Source organism: Thalassospira australica, assembly GCF_000763295.1.
In the GTDB taxonomy this organism is placed as follows: Bacteria; Pseudomonadota; Alphaproteobacteria; order Rhodospirillales; family Thalassospiraceae; genus Thalassospira; species Thalassospira australica.
The window spans coordinates 432378-453822 of record NZ_JRJE01000032.1 but is presented as its reverse complement, the minus strand read 5'-3'; the positions used below and the strand labels follow the sequence as shown (position 1 = coordinate 453822).

The window sequence follows — 21445 nt, the reverse complement described above, 5'->3', positions numbered from 1 at the left end:
GAATATCTACTGGCCTTGAAACGTTTTACTGACCGATGCGCATGGGCAGACCCCGGCGCGCGGCATTTTTATATCTGGAGTCCGCGCCCATGAGCTTGCGCAATATCGCCATCATCGCCCACGTTGACCACGGCAAAACCACGCTGGTCGATTCCATGTTCCGTCAGTCCGGTGTCTATCGTGACAACCAGCGCGTTGATGAACGCGCCATGGACAGCAACGATCTGGAACGTGAGCGCGGCATTACCATTGTCGCAAAACCGACAGCCGTTCAGTGGGGCGACACCCGCGTGAACATCGTTGATACCCCGGGCCACGCCGATTTCGGTGGCGAGGTCGAACGTATCCTGTCCATGGTTGAAGGTGTGGTTCTGCTTGTTGACTCAGCCGAAGGTCCGATGCCGCAGACCAAATTCGTTCTGGGCAAGGCGCTGAAACTGGGTCTGAAGCCGATTGTGATCATCAACAAGATCGACCGTCCCGATCAGCGCGCCGAAGAAGTCCTCGACGAGATCTTCGATCTGTTCGTATCGCTTGAAGCTTCTGACGAACAGCTCGATTTCCCGGTTCTCTATGCATCGGGTCGTGATGGCTGGGCTGCTGAAAGCCCGGAAGGCCCGAAAGACAACCTGACCCCGTTGATGGAACTTGTTCTCAAACATGTTCCGGCACCGGACGTAAATGAAGATGCGCCGTTTGCCATGCTGGCCACCATGCTGCATGCCGATAACTTTCTTGGCCGCATCCTGACTGGTCGTGTCTATCAGGGTCGTGCGAAACTCAACATGCCGGTGAAAGTCATCCGCGGCGACGGCACCGTTGAAACCGGCCGCCTGTCCAAACTGATGGGCTTCCGTGGTCTTGATCGTGTCCCGCAGGAAGAAGCTGTTGCCGGTGACATCATCGCAATTGCCGGTCTGACCGAAGCAACCGTTGCCGACACCATCTGCTCGACCGAGGTAAAAGACGCCATTGAAAGTCAGCCGATCGATCCGCCGACCCTGGCGATGACCTTCTCGGTCAACAACTCGCCGCTGGCCGGTCAGGAAGGCGACAAGGTTACCTCGCGCATGATCCGCGCCCGCCTGGAACGCGAAGCCGAAGGCAACATCGCCATTAAAATCGGCGAAACCGCCGACAAGGACGCATTCGAAGTCGCTGGTCGTGGTGAATTGCAGCTCGGCGTTCTGGTTGAAACCATGCGTCGCGAAGGTTTTGAACTGTCGATCTCGCGTCCGCGCGTTCTGTTCCAGGAAGTCGACGGTGTCCTGTCCGAGCCATTCGAAGAAGTCCAGGTTGACGTGGACGAAGAATATTCCGGCGTCGTCGTCGAAAAAATGAGCCTGCGCAAAGCCGAAATGACCGATATGCGGTCATCTGGTGGCGGCAAGACCCGTATCATCTTCCTTGCCCCGTCACGTGGCCTGATCGGCTATCACGGTGAATTCCTGACCGATACCCGCGGTACAGGCGTGATGAACCGTGTGTTCCATTCCTATGGCCCGGTCAAAGGATCGATTGCCGGTCGCCGTAACGGTGCGCTAATCTCCAATGATCAGGGTGAAGCTGTGGCCTATGCGCTGTTTAACCTTGAAGATCGTGGCATCATGTTCGTTGAACATGGCGAACGCGTTTATCAGGGCATGATCGTTGGCGAACACAACCGTGACAACGATCTGGAAATCAACGTGCTCAAGGGCAAAAAGCTGACCAACGTTCGTGCATCAGGCAAGGACGAAGCTGTGACCCTGACCCCGCCGCGCCGTATGTCGCTTGAAGAAGCCCTGTCCTACATTCAGGACGACGAACTGGTTGAGGTCACCCCAAAAAGCGTACGTATCCGTAAGCTGCACCTCGATCCGAACGTGCGTAAGCGCGAAAGCCGCAAGAAAGAAGGCTAAGCCTTTCTTTCTGCACCAAATTCAAAAAGGGCCGGTCCAGGAATGGATCGGCCCTTTTTCATGCCCGCATCATCATCCGCTGCGCGCCCTGTTTCGGTTTTCCTTAACCAGTTTGCACTAGCTTCGTGCCATTGCTTGAAACAGGGGAAAATCAATGCACAGCGCAGAAAAGCGAAGCTGGGGCGAGGCCTTTGGCGCTTTTGTTCATCCACGGGTGATTACAATGCTGTTTTTGGGATTGTCGGCAGGCATTCCTATTCTTCTGATTTTCTCAACACTGTCGATCTGGCTGCGCGAAGCCGGGGTGGATCGTTCCACAGTCACCTATTTCAGTTGGGCCGCCCTTGGCTATTCCTTCAAGTTTGTCTGGGCTCCGCTGATTGACAGGCTTCCGTTCCCGATCCTGCACAGCATCCTTGGCCGTCGCCGGAGCTGGTTGATCATTTCCCAGTTCGCCATCATCGGCGCGATCCTGTGGATGGGGCTGACCGATCCTGCCGAAAACTTGACCATGATGGCCTTTGCCGCCGTCGCGCTTGGTTTTGCCTCGGCCACGCAGGATATTGTCATTGATGCCTACCGCATCGAAGCCGCAAACACCGATCTGCAGGCCATGATGAGTTCCGCCTATATCGGCGGATACCGGATCGGCATGATCATCGCCGGCGCCGGGGCACTCACCATCGCCGGGCTGTTTGAGGCCGAGGGCACCTATCAACACTTTGCCTGGATGGTCGCCTATGGCTGTATGGCGCTTGCCATGTGCATTGGCGTCATCACCACCCTTCTCGTCAGCGAACCCGATGTTGAGCGCCTCGACAGCAAATTTTTCCACAAGACGTCAGATTATGTCCGCTTTATCGCGATGTTTGCGATAACGGTCATCGCCTTTGTCATTGCGATTATCTACGCTGCGCACATTACCGATCCGCTGAGAACAGCGCTTATTGATGGTGGCATGATCCGTGAACTTTCGGGCTTTGTTGCCGGTGCGGTCAAGCTGGGCATTGCCATTGCCTTTGCCATTCTGGTGGCATGGCTAACCACCCGTGTTGGCCTGACCCCCACCGGGATGGTTCAGGAAGCCTATATTTCGCCGGTGAAGGATTTCGTCGACCGGTACGGCAAGGCCGCAATTGTTATTCTCGTCCTGATTGGCGTCTATCGCATTGCCGATATCGTCATGGGGGTAATGGCCAACGTGTTTTACACCGACCTTGGCTTCTCAAAAGAGGAAATTGCCGCTGTCTCCAAGACGCTTGGTCTGTTCATGACCATTGCAGGCAGTTTTCTGGGCGGGGTTCTGTCGGTGCGCTATGGCGTGTTGCGGATTTTGTTCCTTGGGGCTTTTCTGGCGGCCATTTCCAACATCCTGTTTGCCTTTCTCGCCTATATCGGCCCGAACACGACCATGTTTGTCATTGTCATTATGGGCGACAACCTGTGCGGTGGTCTGGCAACGGCCGCCTTCATCGCCTATCTGTCCGGTCTGACCAATATCTCCTTTACCGCCATGCAATACGCGATCTTCAGTTCGATCATGACCCTGTTTCCGAAAATCCTTGCCGGGTTCTCGGGCACGGCGGTCGATGCGGTGGGCTATAGCTGGTTCTTTATCGGCACAGCCATCATCGGCATTCCGGTACTGTATCTTGTGGTGATGGCCGGGCGATTGACCGATGTGAAGGGCCCTGACGATGCCAGGGACGCACCATCGAACGCCTGATCAGGATATCGAACCGCACAAAGAAAAACCGGACGCCTGATGGGCGTCCGGTTCTTTTGAATTCTGTGGGTCCTTGCCAAGACATCTACGGGGACTACCCGCCACTCACTGACCGTTTCAAGCGGCCTGTTCGGCCTCGTCCTGGGTCAGAAGCGCATAGATCGCATCGGCCGATCCAGCCCCGCGCAGCTTGTCACACATGCCCTGATTGCGCAGCAGACGGGAAATCCGCGCCAACGCCTTAAGGTGATCAGCACCGGCTTCTTCGGGTGCAATCAGCATGCAGAACAAGTCGACAGGGTGCTCGTCAACGGCATCAAACTCGATCGGGTTGCCTGCACGGGCAAAAACCATGTACAGCCGATCCAGATCGTTCAACTTGCCGTGCGGGATCGCGACACCGCCACCAACACCGGTACTGCCAAGCTTTTCACGGTCAAGCAGGACAGAAAAAATCTCGCTTGCAGAGCGTCCGGTAACTTCGGCTGCCTTTTCGGCAAGTTCCTCAAGCACTGCTTTCTTAGCACCAGAACGCAGTGCCGGAATAACTCCGGACGGAGTAAGAATCGATGATATGTCCATTTTTCGCGTTGTGTTGTTTGGCTGGGATTCGGTTTCTGTCCCGCGCTTCAGGATTCGCTATCGTTTGGATCTAGCCAACCGATATTGCCATCTGAGCGACGATACACAACATTGAATCCGCCATGTTTGCCATTCCGGAACATCAGTGCCGGAATGTCCCCCAAGTCGAGCCGCATGACAGCTTCCCCAACGGAAAGCGTATCGATGCGATCGGGTGTCTCGGCAACAATCACCGGTTCGTAGCCGTTTACGTGATCGTCATCCGAATGATCGTCATCTTCTTGCGCGATCACATAGTGGACCGCCTCTAGACGGGCCTGCTCATGATGGTCACGGCTTGCGTGATGATCACGCAGGCGCCTTTTATAGCGCCGCAACTGTTTGGCCACTCTGTCACAGGCCGCATCAAACGAGGGGTAAACCTCATTGGCCGATGCCTTTGCCTGTACCATCATGCCCTTACCGACATGGACCGAAATCTGCGCGTGATAGAGATGTGCCTGTTTGGTGAAGGTCACCGTGGCTTCGATTGCATGATCGAAATATTTCTCTACTGCAGGGTCCAAGGTCTCGACGACGTGTTGGCGAAGTGCATCGCCGACGTCAAGTTGCTTACCGATAACCGTAATTTGCATGGATCGCCTATCCCCGGTTGAGTGACTTACCGTAACATATGGATGTCTGGTGCCCCTCAATCAGGTGGGCGCACCATATTCCCTCGTCTTTACCAAGTCAAGATATGGGTATGTTCCATTAAATTGCAGTACGTTATCGTACTTTTCCCGTCATTTTAGTGCTAGGAAGCACGTGATTTTTTCTCGCGCCGACGCTGGACTGACGAAGGAATGCGCATCGCTTCACGGTATTTTGCCACTGTTCGACGCGCAATGTCGATCCCTTCCTTGCCAAGAAGCTCAACGAGTTTGTCGTCTGACAGAATCTTTTTGGGATCCTCGTTATCAATCAACGACTTGATCCGATACCGCACAGATTCCGAAGAATAGGCATCACCACCATCTGAAGACGAAATCGCCGTCGTGAAGAAGTATTTCAGCTCGAACATGCCACGCGGCGTCGACATGAACTTGCCATTCGTCACCCGTGATACCGTGCTTTCATGCATGCCGATGGCCTCGGCGATATCGCGCAGAATTAACGGGCGCAGATGCCCGACCCCATGGGTAAAGAATCCATCCTGCTGGCGGACGATTTCGCTGGCGACCTTCATGATCGTGGTTGCACGCTGGTGCAATGCCTTGACCAGCCAGTTTGCCGTTTGAAGCTTTTCGCTCATGAAACCGCGTTCTTCACGATCACGCAGGCCCGACCCGATCTGCGCAACATAGTCCTCATTGACCAGAACACGTGGCAGGGCTTCGGAATTCAGTTCGAGATGCCAGTTGCCATTGCCCGCAGCACGCATCAAAACGTCGGGAATTACCGGGGTGGCAACTTCACCATCGGCAGTCTTGCCCGGACGGGGATCAAGGGTTTTGATTTCGGCGATCATGTCATAAAGATCGTCCGAGTCGACCCCGCACACCCGGCGCAAACGATCAAAGTCCCGCTTGGCCAGAAGATCCAGATTGGACAGAAGGGCCGCCATCGCCGGGTCATAGCGATTAAGCTCACGCAGCTGCAGCTCAAGACATTCGGCAAGGTTGCGGGCGAAAATACCGACCGGGTCAAACCCCTGCATCACCGCAAGAACACGTTCGACCTCGGCCATATCGCATTCAAGCGCTTCGGAAACCTCGCCAAGTTCGCCGCTGACATACCCGTTGTCATCAAGCATATCGATCAGATAGCTGCCGATCATGCGCGACATGGAATCGGCAAAGGCGATATTAAGCTGATCATCAAGCGACTGCCGCAGGGTTGCTTCATCGGCCAGGGTTTGTTCAAGGCCCGGCAGATCTTCGCCACCACCGCCACCTGCGCCACCTGCGCCCCCGCCGTGGGGGGCCGCATAATCATGATTGCCGGCAACCGGTTCGCCGTTGCGGGTTATTTCACCCTCGCCGCCATAAAGCGCATCACTGGCCACATCAAGCGGGCCATCGTCGCTGCCCATGGAATCGCTTGCGGTCAGGCGGTCGGTTCCGAACTGATCTTCGCGGTCTGAAAAATTGTCGGTGGATCGGCTATCGATGCCTTCATCGCCATTGCCAACCGCCCCGTCACCGGTTTCGGCATAGGTTTGGCCGGGATCGGCCCGCTCCAGAAGCGGGTTTTCCATCAGCTCGCTGTCGATAAAATTGGAAAGCTCAATATTATTGAATTGCAGCAGCTTAATCGCCTGCTGCAGCTGGGGAGTCATGACAAGTGACTGGGACTGACGTAAGTCTAGCCGCGCCTTCAGGGCCATTTATGCACTACCCCGTGTCAATCCGAACTCCCCCCAAGACTGGTATGACTGTCTGGCAGCTTTATCAAAGGCTGAAACGATCGCCCAGATAAACCCTTCGAACATCATCATTTCTGACGATCTCTTCAGGACCACCTTCCATCAAAACCCGACCATCATGCAAGATATATGCCCGGTCGATAATATCGAGAGTCTCGCGCACATTGTGGTCAGTAATCAAGACCCCAATGCCACGATCTTTCAGATGACGTACAAGATCACGGATATCGCCCACTGCAATCGGGTCAATCCCGGCAAGTGGTTCGTCCAGCAAAACAAAGTTCGGATGGGCCGCAAGCGCACGTGCGATCTCGCAACGGCGGCGCTCCCCGCCCGAAAGCGCAAGGGCCGGTGTGCGGCGCAAATGTTCAATGGCGAATTCCGCCAAAAGATCTTCAAGGTTCTGTTCGCGTTTGATGCGGTCATCTTCGACCACCTCAAGAACCGCCATGATGTTCTGTTCAACCGTCATGCCACGGAAAATCGAGGCTTCCTGCGGCAAATAGCCGATTCCCATGCGCGCACGCTGATACATCGGCATCATGGTAATGTCGCGCCCATCCATGGAAATGGTGCCGCGGTCGGCTGAAATCAGGCCGGTGATAATATAGAAACTGGTGGTCTTGCCCGCACCATTCGGCCCCAAAAGGCCAACCGCCTCGCCGCGCTGTACGGAAACCGACACATCCTTGAGCACCGGGCGCTTCTTGAAGCTTTTGCCAAGGTTATGCGCCACCAGCCCCTGGTTGGTACTGATCAGACGCGGGCCGGATGCACCACCGTCAACTGACGATGCATCACCAGATACAGCTTGCGCCTTTGCGTTATCGGATTTGACGCTTTTGCGCGACCAGAACAAATGACCGACCTTTCTCAGTTACCGGCCCCGGCATCAGCCGGGCTGTTGTTTTCATCTTTTTGTGGAACCAGAAGGCCACGAACACGGGTTTTCCCACCGCCATTACCATCTGCTGTCAGGCGACTGACCCCGGTATTCAGGTCGACCACGGCGCGGTCCCCATTCAGCTGGTTCTCTCCGCGGGTGATCTTAACCGATCCGGTTAGGGTGACGATACCTGTTTTCGCATCATAAACACCCTGATCGCCAACAACAAACTCGGTTGCCGTGCGAATATTCACATTTCCTTGTCCATCAATGCGGCTTAATTCATTGGCCCCACCCTCGGCGGCATCAAAACGCGCAGTTAAAACATCTCCGCGCAATGTGCGATCCTCGGCAACCGCGACCGCATCGCCACGGGCAATGGCAACACGTTCTGTTTCCCAATATTCCAGGCTGTCGCGTGCGGTGAGCGTCTCGGTCGGGGTGGAATATTTCAGGTTATCGCCGGTCAGAACAACCACCGCGTCATCAATGTCATAGACCGCCTTGTCGCCTTCTGCGACATCGGTATCAGATGACAATTTGACATTGCCGATCGCAATGATGCGGTAAATCTCGCTATTGCCGTCCCGATCCCGATAAAGCGCCTGAAGTTCATCGGCATCAACCCGCGAGGTACCGCGCGTTGCCACCGCATTGCCACGCGCAATCAGGACCTGCTCGTTACGACGCCATTCAATACCGTTATCAGACTCGACCTCAAGCCCGCCGCCACCATTTTGCGCCAGCCCAAGCGGATTGGCCTGTGCCCCGTTCGGCTGTGCCGAAAAGCCCACAGCAGCAGAGGCCAACAACAGGGTTGTCATCAGCTTCATCGTATTGCGGGCAAGATGTGGCATCGCAATCATGACTTCCCTCTCATTGCTCCGTCGAATTCATTGCACTGTCGAAAATCACCAACTGCGATTTCCCCAAAAAGCGGATCACCGCCCCCTTGTCTTCCAGCTCAAAGCCGGAATCCGACTTGATCGTGCCAAATGGTCCCTGCCCGTTCACCGGAACATCTCCACTCGCACTGCCAGAATTCATTGCAATTTCAGCTTCTTGGGTGTGAATCTCAAAGCCGTTATCGTGATACATATTCACCGTTCCAACAAGATCGAGCATCCCGTCGATCTCGGTATAGAACCCTTCGTTCGCGGTCATCGCGATCCAGGACCCATCTTCAAGCGTGATATCGGCCTGTGGTCCGGCAAGATAAATATGGTCCGGGCGATCGGCTGTTTTGGTGGCTTCAACCGCCTCGTTTGCCGTCACGGTAAAGGGCTGACGATTGCCATCCACGCCAAAGAAACGCGGATTGCTCATCGCGACATTTTCCATCAGATCTTCAGGCGATGTCGAAAAGCCAAGCCGAAAGCCGCTGTCCTGCACCTGTTCGATCTGCGGCCACAAAATCACCAGCGCCATGATCGTCATGGCGATCAGCGGCAGCACGAATTTCAGCATATTGACGATGACACGGCGAAACGGATTGATCCGCACATCACGACGGCCCGACGGCAGACGATGGCGCGAAATGCCCCGCGCTTCGCGTTGATCGACCTGTGACGCGCCCTCGTTGCTCATGCTTTACGCCACTCCGACGCGCAAAAGATCATGGATATGAACAAGCCCGACGGGCACATCCCCATCATCAAGCACAAAAAGCGATGTGATCGAACGATCATTCATGATCGCAAGCGCCTCAACCGCCAGCGCCCCGCTATTGGTTACCTTCGGCCCGGCGGTCATGACATCACCGACCTTCATCGCCACAAGGTTATCGGCCATGTGACGACGCAAATCGCCATCGGTCACAATCCCGACCAATGCCCCGGCATCATCAAGCACCCCGACACAGCCAAATGAATGGCTGGTCATGGTCACCAATGCTTCGGACATCAGCGCATCACGGCCAATCAGCGGCAGGGCATCAACCCCATGCATGACATCGGCCACATGCAACAACCGCTGCCCCAGCTTTCCGCCGGGGTGGAAGGTGCGGAAATCATCGGATGAAAACCCGCGACGCTCCATCAATGTCACCGCCAGCGCATCGGCAAGGGCCAGCATCGCCGTGGTCGAGGTCGTCGGCGCCTGTTTGTTCGGGCAAGCTTCCGGACTTGCCGGCAGAACCAGCGGACAATCAGACTGCTTGGCAAGCGAGCTGTGTGGTTTACGCGTCATGCCGATCAGCGGCACGTTAAACCGGCGCGTAAAGGCAATGATGTCGGACAGTTCCGGGGTTTCACCGGAATTCGACAGGGCCAGAACCGCATCATCCTTGCCAATCATGCCCAAATCACCGTGGCTGGCCTCTGCCGGATGGACAAAGAAGGACGGGGTTCCGGTCGAGGCAAAGGTCGCCGCGATTTTCTTGGCGATATGGCCGCTTTTGCCCATGCCGGTCACAACCAGACGGCCTTTCAGGCCCTCGATCAAGTTGATGGCATCGCAAAAGTCGCCATTGAGTGAGTCTGCAAGCTCACGGAGCGCAGTTGCTTCGATCTCAAGAACACGGCGCGCAATGGCAAGATCGGCGTCCGTTGCCGGTGCTGGCAGGTTGGGGGACTCTGTTGAGGCTTCTGGGGTCACTGTCATCTGTTTCTTGTTCGCGTTTCCCGCCCGGAGATAGCGTATACCGCCAATCTTGCAAGATCATTGGGCCAAAACTATGAACCCGGTTGGCGTGGGGGTCAATTCTATTGCTTCCCCCATACACCTCTATTCTTCACAGGCGGTTAACCGGCCTTACGCCGAGATCAGGAATGGGCAAAAATATCGGTTTCTTCCCAGCCCGCCAGATCAAGCGTTGCCCGCATCGGCAGGAAGTCAAAACAGGCCTGCGCCATTTCCATGCGCCCTTCGCGCACCAAACGACGGTCCAGCTCTTCGCGTGCTTTATGCAGATACAGCACATCGGATGCCGCGTAATCGATCTGTTCCTTGGAAAGCTCGGGCGCGCCCCAGTCGGAACTTTGCTGCTGCTTGGAAATCTCGACACCAACGGTCTCGCGCAAAACGTCTTTCAACCCGTGACGGTCGGTATAGGTACGCACCAGCTTGGAGGCAATCTTGGTGCAATAGACCGGCGCACAGCGCACGCCAAGATACTTGTCCATGACCGCGATATCGAACCGCCCGAAATGAAACAGCTTCAACACATCCGGATCAGCCAGAAGCTTTTTGAGGTTCGGCGCGCTGTAATCTTCCCCATCAAACTTGACCAGATGGGCGTCGCCATCCCCGCTTGAAAGCTGCACGACACACAAACGGTCGCGGTGCGGGTTCAGCCCCATGGTCTCGCTGTCGATTGCCACAACCTTGCCCAGGTCAAGATCATCGGGCAAATCACCCAGATGGAGGAAATTGGTCATCGCGGTTCTCCAAATGTCAGAATTTGCCTGTTCTTAACACAGCAAACCACCAATCGCATCGCAAAAGTCGGGATATTTATGGGGTTTCTGGCTGATTTTCAGGCCTTTCCAAACCAAAATTGAAATTTGGCCCAAAACGACAATACCCCAGCACATCAGAAATGTGCTGGGGTATGGTGCCCAGGAGAAGATTGAACAACAATCTCCTGAAAACCTCAGAAAACCTATGGAGGCTTCCTCACAAATTTAGATTTGTATACCAGTAGTGTTACCAATGAGCAAACTAAGAATCGAAGTCCACCTCATTGGTTCCCAGCCATTTATGATATCAGTTCACGGTCATGTGATGGCAGAGGGACGCCATAAGATTCTGATTCAGGGTTTGGGATGACATGATTTGTGTTTCTAGTTCGTCACACAGCGCCATCACCTCATCGACTTTAGCGACAATGCGTTTCTGTTCGGCTAATGGGGGAAGTGGAATTGCAACCTGTTCCAGAATGCTCAAATTGATGTTTTTTTGTGCGGTTGAAGGGGCAAACTTCAGCAAGTCTTCCTTTGCTGTCCGTAAAAAATACTCAAAATATCGCGCATCACTAAACTCAGCAGAAGGGACAAAACCTACAATGCTATCAGGGAAGCAAGCGTTAAATGTAAGAATACCAGAATCAGCAATGTTTGCTGCAATCGTTATGCACATTGTTCCCTTTTCCCAAAGCCTACTTTGGGCTAACCCTTCCTTGTTATACAAAGCAGTATAAGTCGTAATTTCTCCAGAAGACCTTGCGACATCACCTGTTTGGACCAGTGGTACATCCCCATTTAAATACAGTTTTGGGTCATTCCGCGGTCTATGTTTTGATTTTCCTCGCCCAAACTCTCCCAATTCTGGAAAACGTGCCCATGTCCAACTGGAAGGTATATTAAAAGGCACATTATCCAGTGAGATTGATACATGTTGCCTTTTTCGTCCTTTAGGCTCAGGCAGAGTGCTTTTTACTTTATCCAACAAAACACTAGCTGGCTCATCATTCGGGTCCTGCTCAACCAGCTTTCCTTGTACAGCCAATTGAAGAATTGTTGCCCTCAGATTTTTGACCGTTTCGAGGTCATCAAACCACTTTCCAAAATTGTTCTCAGCAATAGACCAGTTGGATTTGATTTCATCTTTGTCACTGGCTTCGGATAGATGATGAAGGGTGGAGGCAACGCAGTCACGTTTAAGGGTGACATTGGCTTTTTGAGTGGCTTCTAGCTCATCACATAAAGTCATCAATTCATCTACCTTGGCGACAATGCGTTTTTGTTCGGCAAGGGGGGGTATTAACAGAGTAAGTTCAGATAATTTTCCTAAATAGATACCTTTTTGCGCGGTCCCCTTGGCATTTTGGTCATAATATTTTTTTGCAAAAGGAGACCTTAGAAAGAGACTTAGATAGTGTGATTCTAGAGAAGTACGAATTAATGCTATACTTCTTTGTAACGCAAACCTCGGAAATTTATCAGGTACAACAGCTGAACGACCAATTGTTCCTACAATTGAGAGGAATACATCACCTTTCTCAATAGGGGTTCTTTTGATTTCACCCTGATAATTTTCTTCTGTAATATATCTTGAAGCATCATAAGTTATTGCTCCATCAAGTACATTTTGCCCACTTAGCATGGGTATGCCAGTCGGTTGCTTAGGTGGAGGGTTGTGTGAACCATCGACTAAAAGAAACGCTACATTTCCTAGAGTTTCTTTTTCCCATTTTTCCGGTAACAAAACTGAATGTTCCAGTTCCGTGGCTATACGTTTTTTCTTTTTGATGATGCCTTCGTTAATTAACTTATTTTTTTGTTCCTCAACCTTGTCCAAAAGGACACTAGCTGGCTCATCATTCAGGTCTTGTTCAACCAGCTTCCCTTGGACGGCTAATTGCAAAATCAAGTCTCGGAGCTTTTTAACGCCATCGAGTCCTTGGGCGAGGTGTCCGAACTCGGTTAGGAATATTTCTTTATCCATAGTTATTCTCCCGCCAAACGATTTAAGGCATCAGCGAGAATGGATTTCAGCTTGTCCTGAGTTGCTATCATATCCTGCTGGTTTTTGTTGAACTTTTCCAACAGTTCGGCAGGGTCCATATGCGTGGCAGCTTGGATGTTGGGGTTCTTGATGTCCAGATTGAAGTTGTTCGCCTTGATGTCATCAAATGACACCTTCCAAGCGTGGTCGTTTTCTTCCCGATTATTCCACCAAGCCTTTTCAGGTTCGAACTCTTCAATCTTCATCGGCTTGGTTTTGGAATAGCTTTTGTAGCCTTCGGGATACGGATGCTCATAGAACCAAACGTCTTTCGTTGGTTCGCCCTTGGTGAAGAACAAGAGGTTGGTTTTGATGCCCGTATATGGATTGAAAACACCGTTCGGCAATCGAACAATGGTGTGCAGATTGCATTCCGTCAGGAGCTTTTCTTTGATGCGGGTTTTGATGCCCTCACCAAAAAGAGTGCCATCAGGCAAAACAACTCCAGCCCGACCACCTTCTTTCAGAAGATGGATAATCAGCACAAGGAAAAGGTCTGCTGTTTCACGGGTTCGGAAGCTGGCGGGGAAATTGTTCTCAATGCCGTCTTCTTCCATGCCACCAAAAGGTGGGTTGGTCAGGATCACTTGAACCCTGTCAGACTCTGAGTAATCCACCAAAGGACGGGACAGGGTATTGCTGTGTCGAATGTTGGTGGGAACATCAATGCCATGCAGAACCATGTTGGTAACCGCAAGCAAGTGGGGGAGAGACTTTTTCTCAACGCCAAAGATAGACTTTTGCAAAGTCTCTCTGTCTTCGGCACTTTTCTCATACTTGGCGCGTTTATGGTCAACGGTGCAGGCTAAGAAACCACCTGTTCCACAGGCAGGGTCAAAGACCTTTTCATCCAACTTCGGGTCAAGAATATCCACCATGAACTGTGTGACGGCCCGTGGCGTGTAGAACTCACCTGCGTTTCCCGCACTTTGAAGGTCTTTGAGGATTTGTTCGTAAATATCGCCAAAGGTATGGCGGTCATCACTTGCGTTAAAATCAATCTCGTTGATTTTGTTAATGACCTGGCGCATCAGGGTGCCAGACTTCATATAGTTGTAGGCATCCCCAAACACGTTTTTGATGACAGTAGCGCGTTGCCCTTCTGCACCCGTTGACGGCAGTTCCTTCAGTTTGGGGAAAAGCTCGTTGTTGACAAAATCAAGCAAGGCATCGCCTGTAATGCCTTCAGCATCCTTAGCCCAATTACACCAGCGCAGGTTTTCTGGCATAGGAGACGTGAAGTCATCATCAAGGAGTTCAAGCTCCTCTTCACGGTCATCAAGAATTTTCAGAAAGAACATCCAGACGAGCTGACTAATCCTTTGAGCGTCACCATCCACACCAACGTCTTTTCTCATTATGTCTTGGATGGATTTGATGATGCCCGATACGTTACTCATGCAGGTTGGTCCTGTTTAAAAAGCTCGGTTTCAAGGTCATTAATGGCTTTGCCATACTGAGCCTTACCGCCGAAAATAGATTTAATGATTTCAGTGGGGGTGCCAATTTGCGGGAAGGGGTGCATCGTGAGGATTTTGTTGTCCTCCAATGTCTTCAAACCTTCATCGGCATATTTATCAAGTAGGGCTTCTAAAACTGCTCTGGCTTTGTCCTCGTACTTGGCAAAATAGTCTCGTTTTTTGACGTTTTCGGCACGTTCTTTCCGAGTCAGTGGGGGCTGTCCGTAAGCGACGTGGCAGATTAGGTCAAAGGTGCTGTAAGACTCGCCATTTGGAACGGTTTCCCGCAAGACGTTGATGGGAACACCCTGTTCCTCAAGTTCGTTGATGATAGCTGTCTTCTTGTCTGCTTCGTTCCAGCGACGCAAAAAGGCATCCAAGGTTTCAAACTCCTTGGTGATGCTCTTGCGGGAATAGTCCTTCAAGGATTCCGTTATCAGATTGCCGTCGGCATCGAGATATTGAACCCGCTTTGAAAGCACATCCACTTCAACATCATTGACGTAGTATTTCTGCTGGCCTTCGTTGTCTTCGTGGTTGTCCCATGTGACATCCGGGGGGATTTCCTGTCCACCATCATCTAAATTGTCTGGCGTTTCATCATCGTCGGGGACAACATTACCATCTGGCTCTGGGGTATAGACTTGAACAGGTTGCCCATCAAAATCAGGGTCCGCAAAAAGCTCAGTGGCTTTTTTGAAATCCATGATGGTGAAGAACTTTTTGCCGTGCTCTTCATTGACCCGTGTACCACGACCTATGATTTGCTTAAACTCGGTCATGGATTGGATGCGTTGGTCCAACACAATCAATTTACATGTTTTAGCATCTACCCCAGTGGTCATCAGTTTTGAGGTGGTAGCAATAACGGGGTATCTGGATTCAGGATTGATAAAATTGTCGAGCTCGGCTTTGCCTTCAGGATTGTCGCCTGTAATCCGCATGACGTACCGGTGATTTTCTGCCATGCGCTCTGGGTTGGCGTTGGCAATTGCTTGTCTCATGCGCTCGGCATGGTCGATGTCTTCACAGAATATGATGGTCTTGTCATAGGGGTTTGTTTCCGTGAGGAACTCCGTCACCTTTTGAGCAACCCTTTCTGTACGCTTCTCAAGAACAAGGATTCGGTCAAAGTCCTTGCTATTAAAGACGCGGTCCTCAATCAGATTGCCGAACTTGTCCGTTTTGCCCTTTTCAGGGCGAAAGCCCTCTAGGTCTTTGTCGAAGTCAATGCGAATGACTTTGTAAGGCGCAAGGAAGCCATCGCCGATGCCTTGTTTCAGGGAATAACTGTAAACGGGTTCGCCAAAGTAGGCGATGCTGGAAACATCATTGGTTTCCTTTGGCGTTGCCGTCAAACCGATATGGGTCGCGCTTGAGAAGTAATCGAGGATTCTTCGCCATGCCGAGGCCTCAGATGCACTTCCACGGTGGCACTCGTCAATGACAATCAAATCAAAGAAGTCCGGGGAGAACTGCTTGTATATGTTTTGCTCTTCCTCGTTCCCTGTGACTGCCTGATATAGAGACAGATAGATTTCATAGGACTTGTCTACTGTCCGGTCTTGGATCTTCGTCATCTTGTCGCCAAAAGGCGCGAAGTCCTGCTGTTTGGTTTGGTCAACAAGGATGTTTCTATCGGCAAGGAAAAGGATGCGTTTCTTTTGTCTGGCTTTCCACAAACGCCAGATGATTTGGAATGCCGTGTAGGTTTTTCCTGTTCCCGTCGCCATAACCAGAAGAATCTTGTTTTGCCCCTTGGCAATAGCTTCGATGGTTCTGTTGATGGCTATGGATTGGTAGTAGCGGGGAGCACGACCAATGCCGTCATCATAGTAATCTTGGGATACAATTTTTGCGGCAGTGTCGGAAAGACCCTTCATGGCTTTGAACTTTTGCCAAAGCACATCAGGGGATGGGAACTCATCTAGGGTGAGTTCGGTTTCCAGCTTCTCCGAGGTTCCCGATTTGTCGTGAAACAAGAATCCCTTACCGTTGGATGAGAAGACAAACGGAATGTCCAGCATCTCCGAATATTCAAGGGCTTGTTGCATTCCTGAGCCAACAGTTTGGGAATCGTCCTTGGCTTCGACAATGGCGAGGGGAATATTCGGCTTGTGATAAAGGATATAGTCGGCACGCTTGGTTTTGCCTCGTGCCGTCATCTTACCGCGCACAATGATGCGTCCGTCGGTGAAGGTAACTTCTTCCCGCATTTGGCTGTTAATATCCCAGCCTGATTTCTTGATTGCCGGTGTGATGAGTTTGGTCTTCACATCGGCTTCAGACATCTTCATAGCCAATGCTCCCCCGAACGTCTTTTCACCTCACAAATATGCTATGCTGAACAATATCTGCATTGTCATTTTAAGCAATAGGTTGCGGGAAAAAACACCATCATAGCGAGTTTCCGATGGTCGCAACTCTCGCATTTAGCTGGAGGCAAACAGATATTCATAGAATCAGTGGGCTATGACGGTCATAGGCTCATTTGTTATTTCTTTTGAAGACGTTCCAACAAACGCTTGACCTGCACAGCCTGCCAATCACCACCGCGCGGTGTGCTAATTCCTGCTGCATTCAAAGACGCGGCAATATCACGAAGGGTTGCCCCTTGTTCCCTGAGCGGTTTCACAATGCCTTCTAGCTTGTGCGCCCTACTATCAGCTTGTGCCTTGAGAGCCTCATTGCGCTTCATGGTCTTGTTTCTGAGTCCACCTAGCTTTTGACCACGCAGCTTGGCTTGCTTCAAAGCCGCCTTTGTCCGTTGCGATATGAAGTCACGTTCTTGCTCCGCCAATGCTGCATAGATATGAAGCTGGAACTTGTCAGCCGAAGGCATTGAAGCCACCCGGAAATCCAGCCTCTTGTCTTCCATGAGCTGCGATATAAAGGAGACCTTACGGCTCAGGCGGTCGAGCTTTGCAACCAGAAGAACGGCTTTGTCACGTTTGGCATGGTCAATTGCTTTGGTCAGTTCTGGACGGTCATCATCCTTGCCGGATTGCACATCAACGTATTCTGCAATGACCTCGAACGGTTCAGGGCTGTATGTCTCAAGATACAGGGCCAAGTCCCTCGCCTGAGCCTCAAGACCCAATCCACTTCGCCCTTGGTCTGCTGTACTTACCCGCTTGTAGATGACGTAACGTTCCATAAGCCTGCCGTTGCTAACTGGTTTGTAATTGCCAGTTAAATCGGTTTGTTACAAATGTCAACGTTCGTTGTGGTTGTAACAAAAGAGGTAGCCGTTGGTAAGGGACCGTGAAGACTGACAAGGCTTAGGTAATAACCGGGACCACCCTATGGGGGGAAGTTTGCGTTAGCTCGTATATGAATGCCTGATCAGATTTGCGACCCCAAAACATCCGCGTCCGACCGACACAATGGGACAACAAAACTATATTAAATATTGTTAATATAAACAAAAAGCCCCCCCTTCCCCCCATAGGTACTCCTAAAGAATTCCTTTAGTCATCCTAAGTCTGCTTTGGCTGTTTATGGTTTCTGAGACCCTCAAACAAGGAAGGAAAGAAGAACCAGTATTCAGAGTGTCCTAGAGTCGTCTTTAAGTAAGACCCAGGTAATCTTGCATGTCATCACAGGAAGGAAAACCACAGCCATATAGCATGTGCCTCTTCCTTCTATGGTGGAACCAAATATGAAACCCGCAGAAACACTATGATTTTCAGTTTCATCGTTCCGGGTCAGAAAATCGAAGATGAAACCCTTCTCTCCCAACCCGGAACTTTCAGACATCAAGGATTGATGCCTATTCCAATTGCTCTCGACGCAAGTGCATCAACTCGTTCATTTAGTTCATCGCCCGAATGCCCCCTAACCCATTCCCACGTTATATCGTGTAGGGAACTGAGTTCATCCAGTTCACGCCAGAGGTCTGTATTCTTAACAGCCTTTCCGTTTGATCCACGCCACCCCTTGGCTTTCCAGTCACTTATCCAAGTAGTCATGCCCTTGCTCAGATATTGGCTGTCAGTCACTACCCGAACGGTTGACCGACTTCGGTCGAGTGCTTTGAGCGCAGCAATAGCTGCACTTAACTCCATTCGATTGTTCGTTGTCTCGGTCTCGCTCCCGGTAATGATACGCTCACGATCACCCTCGAAGATAATAGCAGCGTACCCTCCCGGACCGGGATTCCCGGTACATGAACCATCGGTGTAAATCGTAATCTGGTTGTTAGTTGTCATCGTCGTCATTTTTGATTTGTTATTCATCCAGCCGATAAGGGCCGACGATTTGGCCGCGCGAAGATCCCCTCACGAATGAGACGATCAAGAATTGCTGCCTTCTGGTTTTGTGTAAGTTGGATAACCATGATCAGTCATCCTTCTGCGTAAGTTTGGTAATCAGTTCAGGGTATTCGGCCATGCAGTAGCCAATGATCTCGATAAGTTGGGCGCGTGATTTCTTCCCAAAGGCTTGCTGAAGGAAGTCATCAACCTTTTCCTCAACTTCTGTCTTGGAGGGGTTCTTCTTCCCTACCTCCTCCATCAGTTCTTCAGGGGTCTTTCCGAATGACTTGGCGAAGGCTTCGAGTTTTCCCTTGGCAACCTCACGCTCATGCTCAGTGCCACGCACAGCCATTGCATGTAGCTTCTGTGCATACTCAGCGTCTGTCTGTGAGAAGGACTGAAGGTGGGCTTTGGGTTTGCGACTGTTAGCAGCTTGGTCGAGGAAAGAGTTGATCCCCCCGTCCATATCAAATGTGCCCTGCGGGGCACTTTTAGCGATCTGCATATACTTCGCTGCCTGCCGGTAGCTGAAGCTACAGTTCTCCTTGATCCACGGTTTGAACTCCCCGTGCTTCAAAGTCTTCTTCACACGGAGCAGTTCCTCACCAGCAGCCTTCGCTTCACGGAGCATCCCCTTGCCAAGCTCAAGGATGTTCTTGTGGTGGGTGTTGATTGTTTGGGCGCTGAGGGATAGTGGCGCGATTGCAACTGCGGTGTTGGTACCTCGGGTCATCATAAACCTCCATAGTCAAGCAAAGTGTGATTGGGCTATCTATGGAGGCACCTAATCAACATGACCGTAGAGGCCTATAATTTGACCGTACAGAGGATTTGAATTTTAATGATGTTAGGTAGCAACAAAAGGGTTACCGGCCACCAGTGGCGATAAAATCCACATTTATGTTGTTTGTTGGTTTCCTGATAAGTGCTGCTCTCGACTGTAACCAAACTGGTGATAGTTGCCCGAGACCGTAAATACAGAAAGGCAACAATGATACCTCTCAACATTACTATCCGACAGGTACCGAGCTGATATTTGAATCCACCCATGCAGCTACCCCAGAGCCCCAAGAATCTCTTGGTTGGGCTCGGGGTATTCAGACCTGATAATGGGGTATCTTGCAGATTTCCCGATAAAGCCCGGCGGGGTCACCATATTCCCGCTCATCGACCCCAGCACCTGTATGACCTGTGATCATCCGACGCAGTTCCTGAGACATACCGTATTCACGCGCCATCGTAACAAAACGATGCCGCCACCCGTGATTAGGCTTCACATTCGGGTCTGTAATGACCTGCCGTGCAAATTCCCGCAATCTGTTCTTTGCAGAGTTCCACGACCCTCTGATCTCACCTTTGGCATTTGGCTTAAGGAACAAATAGCCCTCGTCCTGAGATCGCACAAATTCAATGAACCCGGTCTCGACAAGGTGGGGATGTAGTGGGACCTCTCTGTATTCGCTATCCTTCACAGTTACTGTCCCATCAGGCGTTATCAGGATCGCGAAATGTTTGCCATGGTCGATCAGATCAGACTTGCGTAACTGAACAATCTCACCCACCCGTGCCCCTGTATAAGCGCAGACCCAAGGCACCCACCGCTTTGCATTGAGAAGCTTTTGCGTCTCATTTGGCTGTGTCCGAGAATAGTTCAGGGAATGACGCAACAAAGCCACGGCCTCAGCTTCGGTAAAGCCTTTGGGCCTACTACGTTTGACCTTCGGCAGAGCAACAGTCACCCCCTTGGCAGGGTTATCTGCGATCAGGTGCTGACTTACACCCCAGTTAAAGACGGACTTCAAACCTGCCAACTCAGAATCCTTGATTGTCCGTGCTGAGATCGGTTTTCCGGTTCGGGGGTTTACATCTGAAAGTCGTTTGTCCTTGTAACCGACAACATCACGAGGCGTTACCTTGGTTGCGTCATCATGTCCAAGGTAGTCGATAAAGTATCGAACGGCTTTGCTATAACTCTCGTATGTACTTACGGAGCGACCACCATCTCGGCCAGCTTCTTTCCACCAGCCCTCCAAAAGCTGGGTGATGGTAACTTGGGGCGCGGCCTTTGTCTCAGGAGCCTTACGGTCTTCCCAGTCTGGAAAACGAGATTCGTAACTGTCAGGTGTGTAATCACCAAAGCTGTGACGTTGCAGTTTTTCTGCTGCAAGGTCCATCGCAACAGCAACCTGCTCCAGTAGCTTTGCGCGGCTATCGTCATCAACAACAAGCCCACGCTTGGATAATGCAACGTCAGCAAATGCACCAAAACGATCTTCTAGGCTTTTTCTGGCCTTAGAGGGACTAGGGATCATCAGTTGGGCCAAGCCAAACTCACCACGCAGGGCAGCTTTGTCATCAGCCTTTACCCTTCCCCATAACGATGGGGAACCCGGATCGTCTTCAAGTGCGCCTACCCAAGCCCTGTATACTTCACCGGCAAGTGCAACAGCCTGTTTCATCGTCAGCTTTTCAGGCCCGTTCCGAATCGAATGCCAAACCCCTTCGAGATAAGCAGCAATCTGTGCCTGTCTGATTTTGGCTTCATGAGGATCACGAGTGCCAAGAGAAACCTTAACGACCGATGCAGATGCACCAACCGTGCGGGTGACAATTTTGTCGCCTACAGGAATCGAAAGTTTTGTACCGGAAATCTTCGGACGTATGTCAGCCGGGATACGCTGAACAAAGTACAGGATGCTTGAATCTTTACGCCGCATCGGACGGACCAACCGGAAAAGCATTGTTCCCCACCATTGTGTACCAGTTTGGTGAGGAATAACCG

Annotated in this window: 17 protein-coding genes; 2 read left to right on the top strand and 15 right to left on the bottom strand. The window is 51.6% G+C overall.

Features of this window, described 5'->3' with window-relative positions; all coding sequences use genetic code 11:
• Positions 1 to 89: 89 nt before the first annotated feature.
• Positions 90 to 1901 (top strand): translational GTPase TypA, encoded by a 1812-nt coding sequence (typA, locus tag JF44_RS0118280; protein ID WP_033070365.1) that lies wholly within the window; start codon positions 90 to 92, stop codon positions 1899 to 1901.
• 154 nt (positions 1902 to 2055) lie between these two features.
• Complete coding sequence (locus JF44_RS0118275) at positions 2056 to 3627, top strand: AmpG family muropeptide MFS transporter (protein WP_033070364.1); 1572 nt, start codon at positions 2056 to 2058, stop codon at positions 3625 to 3627.
• A gap of 117 nt (positions 3628 to 3744) precedes the next feature.
• Here JF44_RS0118275 and ptsN read toward each other — a convergent pair whose 3' ends face one another.
• The 15 genes from ptsN to JF44_RS0118195 form a co-directional block, all read right to left on the bottom strand.
• Complete coding sequence (ptsN, locus tag JF44_RS0118270) at positions 3745 to 4209, bottom strand: PTS IIA-like nitrogen regulatory protein PtsN (protein ID WP_033070363.1); 465 nt, start codon at positions 4207 to 4209, stop codon at positions 3745 to 3747.
• 47 nt (positions 4210 to 4256) lie between these two features.
• Entirely contained in the window at positions 4257 to 4844 is a 588-nt protein-coding gene (hpf, locus tag JF44_RS0118265) for a ribosome hibernation-promoting factor, HPF/YfiA family (RefSeq protein WP_033070362.1), read from the bottom strand.
• Between the two features lie 161 nt (positions 4845 to 5005).
• Positions 5006 to 6577, bottom strand: a complete 1572-nt coding sequence (gene rpoN, locus JF44_RS0118260) for an RNA polymerase factor sigma-54 (protein ID WP_033070361.1) — start codon at positions 6575 to 6577, stop codon at positions 5006 to 5008.
• Between the two features lie 64 nt (positions 6578 to 6641).
• Positions 6642 to 7475, bottom strand: coding sequence for an LPS export ABC transporter ATP-binding protein (gene lptB, locus JF44_RS0118255; RefSeq protein ID WP_033070360.1), 834 nt, complete (start codon positions 7473 to 7475; stop codon positions 6642 to 6644).
• A 14-nt stretch (positions 7476 to 7489) separates the two neighbouring features.
• A complete protein-coding gene (locus JF44_RS0118250) occupies positions 7490 to 8368 on the bottom strand; it encodes an LptA/OstA family protein (RefSeq protein WP_033070359.1) in 879 nt (292 codons plus the stop codon).
• Between the two features lie 10 nt (positions 8369 to 8378).
• Positions 8379 to 9089: an LPS export ABC transporter periplasmic protein LptC gene (gene lptC, locus JF44_RS0118245; RefSeq protein WP_033070358.1), complete on the bottom strand. Its 711-nt coding sequence runs from the start codon at positions 9087 to 9089 to the stop codon at positions 8379 to 8381.
• A 3-nt stretch (positions 9090 to 9092) separates the two neighbouring features.
• Complete coding sequence (locus JF44_RS0118240) at positions 9093 to 10103, bottom strand: KpsF/GutQ family sugar-phosphate isomerase (RefSeq protein ID WP_052066035.1); 1011 nt, start codon at positions 10101 to 10103, stop codon at positions 9093 to 9095.
• 161 nt (positions 10104 to 10264) lie between these two features.
• A complete protein-coding gene (locus JF44_RS0118235) occupies positions 10265 to 10879 on the bottom strand; it encodes a ribonuclease D (protein WP_033070357.1) in 615 nt (204 codons plus the stop codon).
• 328 nt (positions 10880 to 11207) lie between these two features.
• Positions 11208 to 12887 (bottom strand): restriction endonuclease subunit S, encoded by a 1680-nt coding sequence (locus tag JF44_RS0118230; protein WP_052066034.1) that lies wholly within the window; start codon positions 12885 to 12887, stop codon positions 11208 to 11210.
• A gap of 2 nt (positions 12888 to 12889) precedes the next feature.
• Positions 12890 to 14347 (bottom strand): N-6 DNA methylase, encoded by a 1458-nt coding sequence (locus JF44_RS0118225; protein ID WP_033070356.1) that lies wholly within the window; start codon positions 14345 to 14347, stop codon positions 12890 to 12892.
• The gene (gene hsdR, locus JF44_RS0118220; protein ID WP_033070355.1) at positions 14344 to 16704 is read right to left on the bottom strand and encodes an EcoAI/FtnUII family type I restriction enzme subunit R; all 2361 of its coding nucleotides are present in this window, start codon (positions 16702 to 16704) and stop codon (positions 14344 to 14346) included. The genes JF44_RS0118225 and hsdR overlap by 4 nt, the downstream gene beginning before the upstream one ends.
• A 197-nt stretch (positions 16705 to 16901) precedes the next feature.
• Positions 16902 to 17564, bottom strand: coding sequence for a recombinase family protein (locus tag JF44_RS0118215; RefSeq protein WP_033070354.1), 663 nt, complete (start codon positions 17562 to 17564; stop codon positions 16902 to 16904).
• A gap of 601 nt (positions 17565 to 18165) precedes the next feature.
• Entirely contained in the window at positions 18166 to 18627 is a 462-nt protein-coding gene (gene rnhA / locus JF44_RS0118205; protein WP_238318496.1) for a ribonuclease HI, read from the bottom strand.
• Positions 18628 to 18748: 121 nt separating this feature from the next.
• Positions 18749 to 19396 carry a DUF3102 domain-containing protein gene (locus tag JF44_RS20045; protein ID WP_162181422.1) on the bottom strand — a complete coding sequence of 216 codons (648 nt, stop codon included), beginning with the start codon at positions 19394 to 19396 and terminating at the stop codon, positions 18749 to 18751.
• Positions 19397 to 19760: 364 nt separating this feature from the next.
• Positions 19761 to 21380 (bottom strand): DUF6538 domain-containing protein, encoded by a 1620-nt coding sequence (locus JF44_RS0118195; RefSeq protein ID WP_052066032.1) that lies wholly within the window; start codon positions 21378 to 21380, stop codon positions 19761 to 19763.
• Between the last annotated feature and the right edge of the window lie 65 nt (positions 21381 to 21445).

Bases quoted from the DNA above. Each gene is read 5' to 3' on its own strand.
- hpf (WP_033070362.1), bottom strand. From the start codon at position 4,844: ATGCAAATTACGGTTATCGGTAAGCAACTTGACGTCGGCGATGCACTT.
- JF44_RS0118240 (WP_052066035.1), bottom strand. From the start codon at position 10,103: ATGACAGTGACCCCAGAAGCCTCAACAGAGTCCCCCAACCTGCCAGCA.
- JF44_RS0118275 (WP_033070364.1), top strand. From the start codon at position 2,056: ATGCACAGCGCAGAAAAGCGAAGCTGGGGCGAGGCCTTTGGCGCTTTT.
- JF44_RS0118225 (WP_033070356.1), bottom strand. From the start codon at position 14,347: ATGAGTAACGTATCGGGCATCATCAAATCCATCCAAGACATAATGAGA.
- JF44_RS0118215 (WP_033070354.1), bottom strand. From the start codon at position 17,564: ATGGAACGTTACGTCATCTACAAGCGGGTAAGTACAGCAGACCAAGGG.
- rnhA (WP_238318496.1), bottom strand. From the start codon at position 18,627: ATGACGACGATGACAACTAACAACCAGATTACGATTTACACCGATGGT.
- typA (WP_033070365.1), top strand. From the start codon at position 90: ATGAGCTTGCGCAATATCGCCATCATCGCCCACGTTGACCACGGCAAA.
- JF44_RS20045 (WP_162181422.1), bottom strand. From the start codon at position 19,396: ATGACCCGAGGTACCAACACCGCAGTTGCAATCGCGCCACTATCCCTC.
- lptC (WP_033070358.1), bottom strand. From the start codon at position 9,089: ATGAGCAACGAGGGCGCGTCACAGGTCGATCAACGCGAAGCGCGGGGC.
- hsdR (WP_033070355.1), bottom strand. From the start codon at position 16,704: ATGAAGATGTCTGAAGCCGATGTGAAGACCAAACTCATCACACCGGCA.
- JF44_RS0118230 (WP_052066034.1), bottom strand. From the start codon at position 12,887: ATGGATAAAGAAATATTCCTAACCGAGTTCGGACACCTCGCCCAAGGA.
- JF44_RS0118250 (WP_033070359.1), bottom strand. From the start codon at position 8,368: ATGATTGCGATGCCACATCTTGCCCGCAATACGATGAAGCTGATGACA.
- JF44_RS0118235 (WP_033070357.1), bottom strand. From the start codon at position 10,879: ATGACCAATTTCCTCCATCTGGGTGATTTGCCCGATGATCTTGACCTG.
- rpoN (WP_033070361.1), bottom strand. From the start codon at position 6,577: ATGGCCCTGAAGGCGCGGCTAGACTTACGTCAGTCCCAGTCACTTGTC.
- ptsN (WP_033070363.1), bottom strand. From the start codon at position 4,209: ATGGACATATCATCGATTCTTACTCCGTCCGGAGTTATTCCGGCACTG.
- JF44_RS0118195 (WP_052066032.1), bottom strand. From the start codon at position 21,380: ATGCGGCGTAAAGATTCAAGCATCCTGTACTTTGTTCAGCGTATCCCG.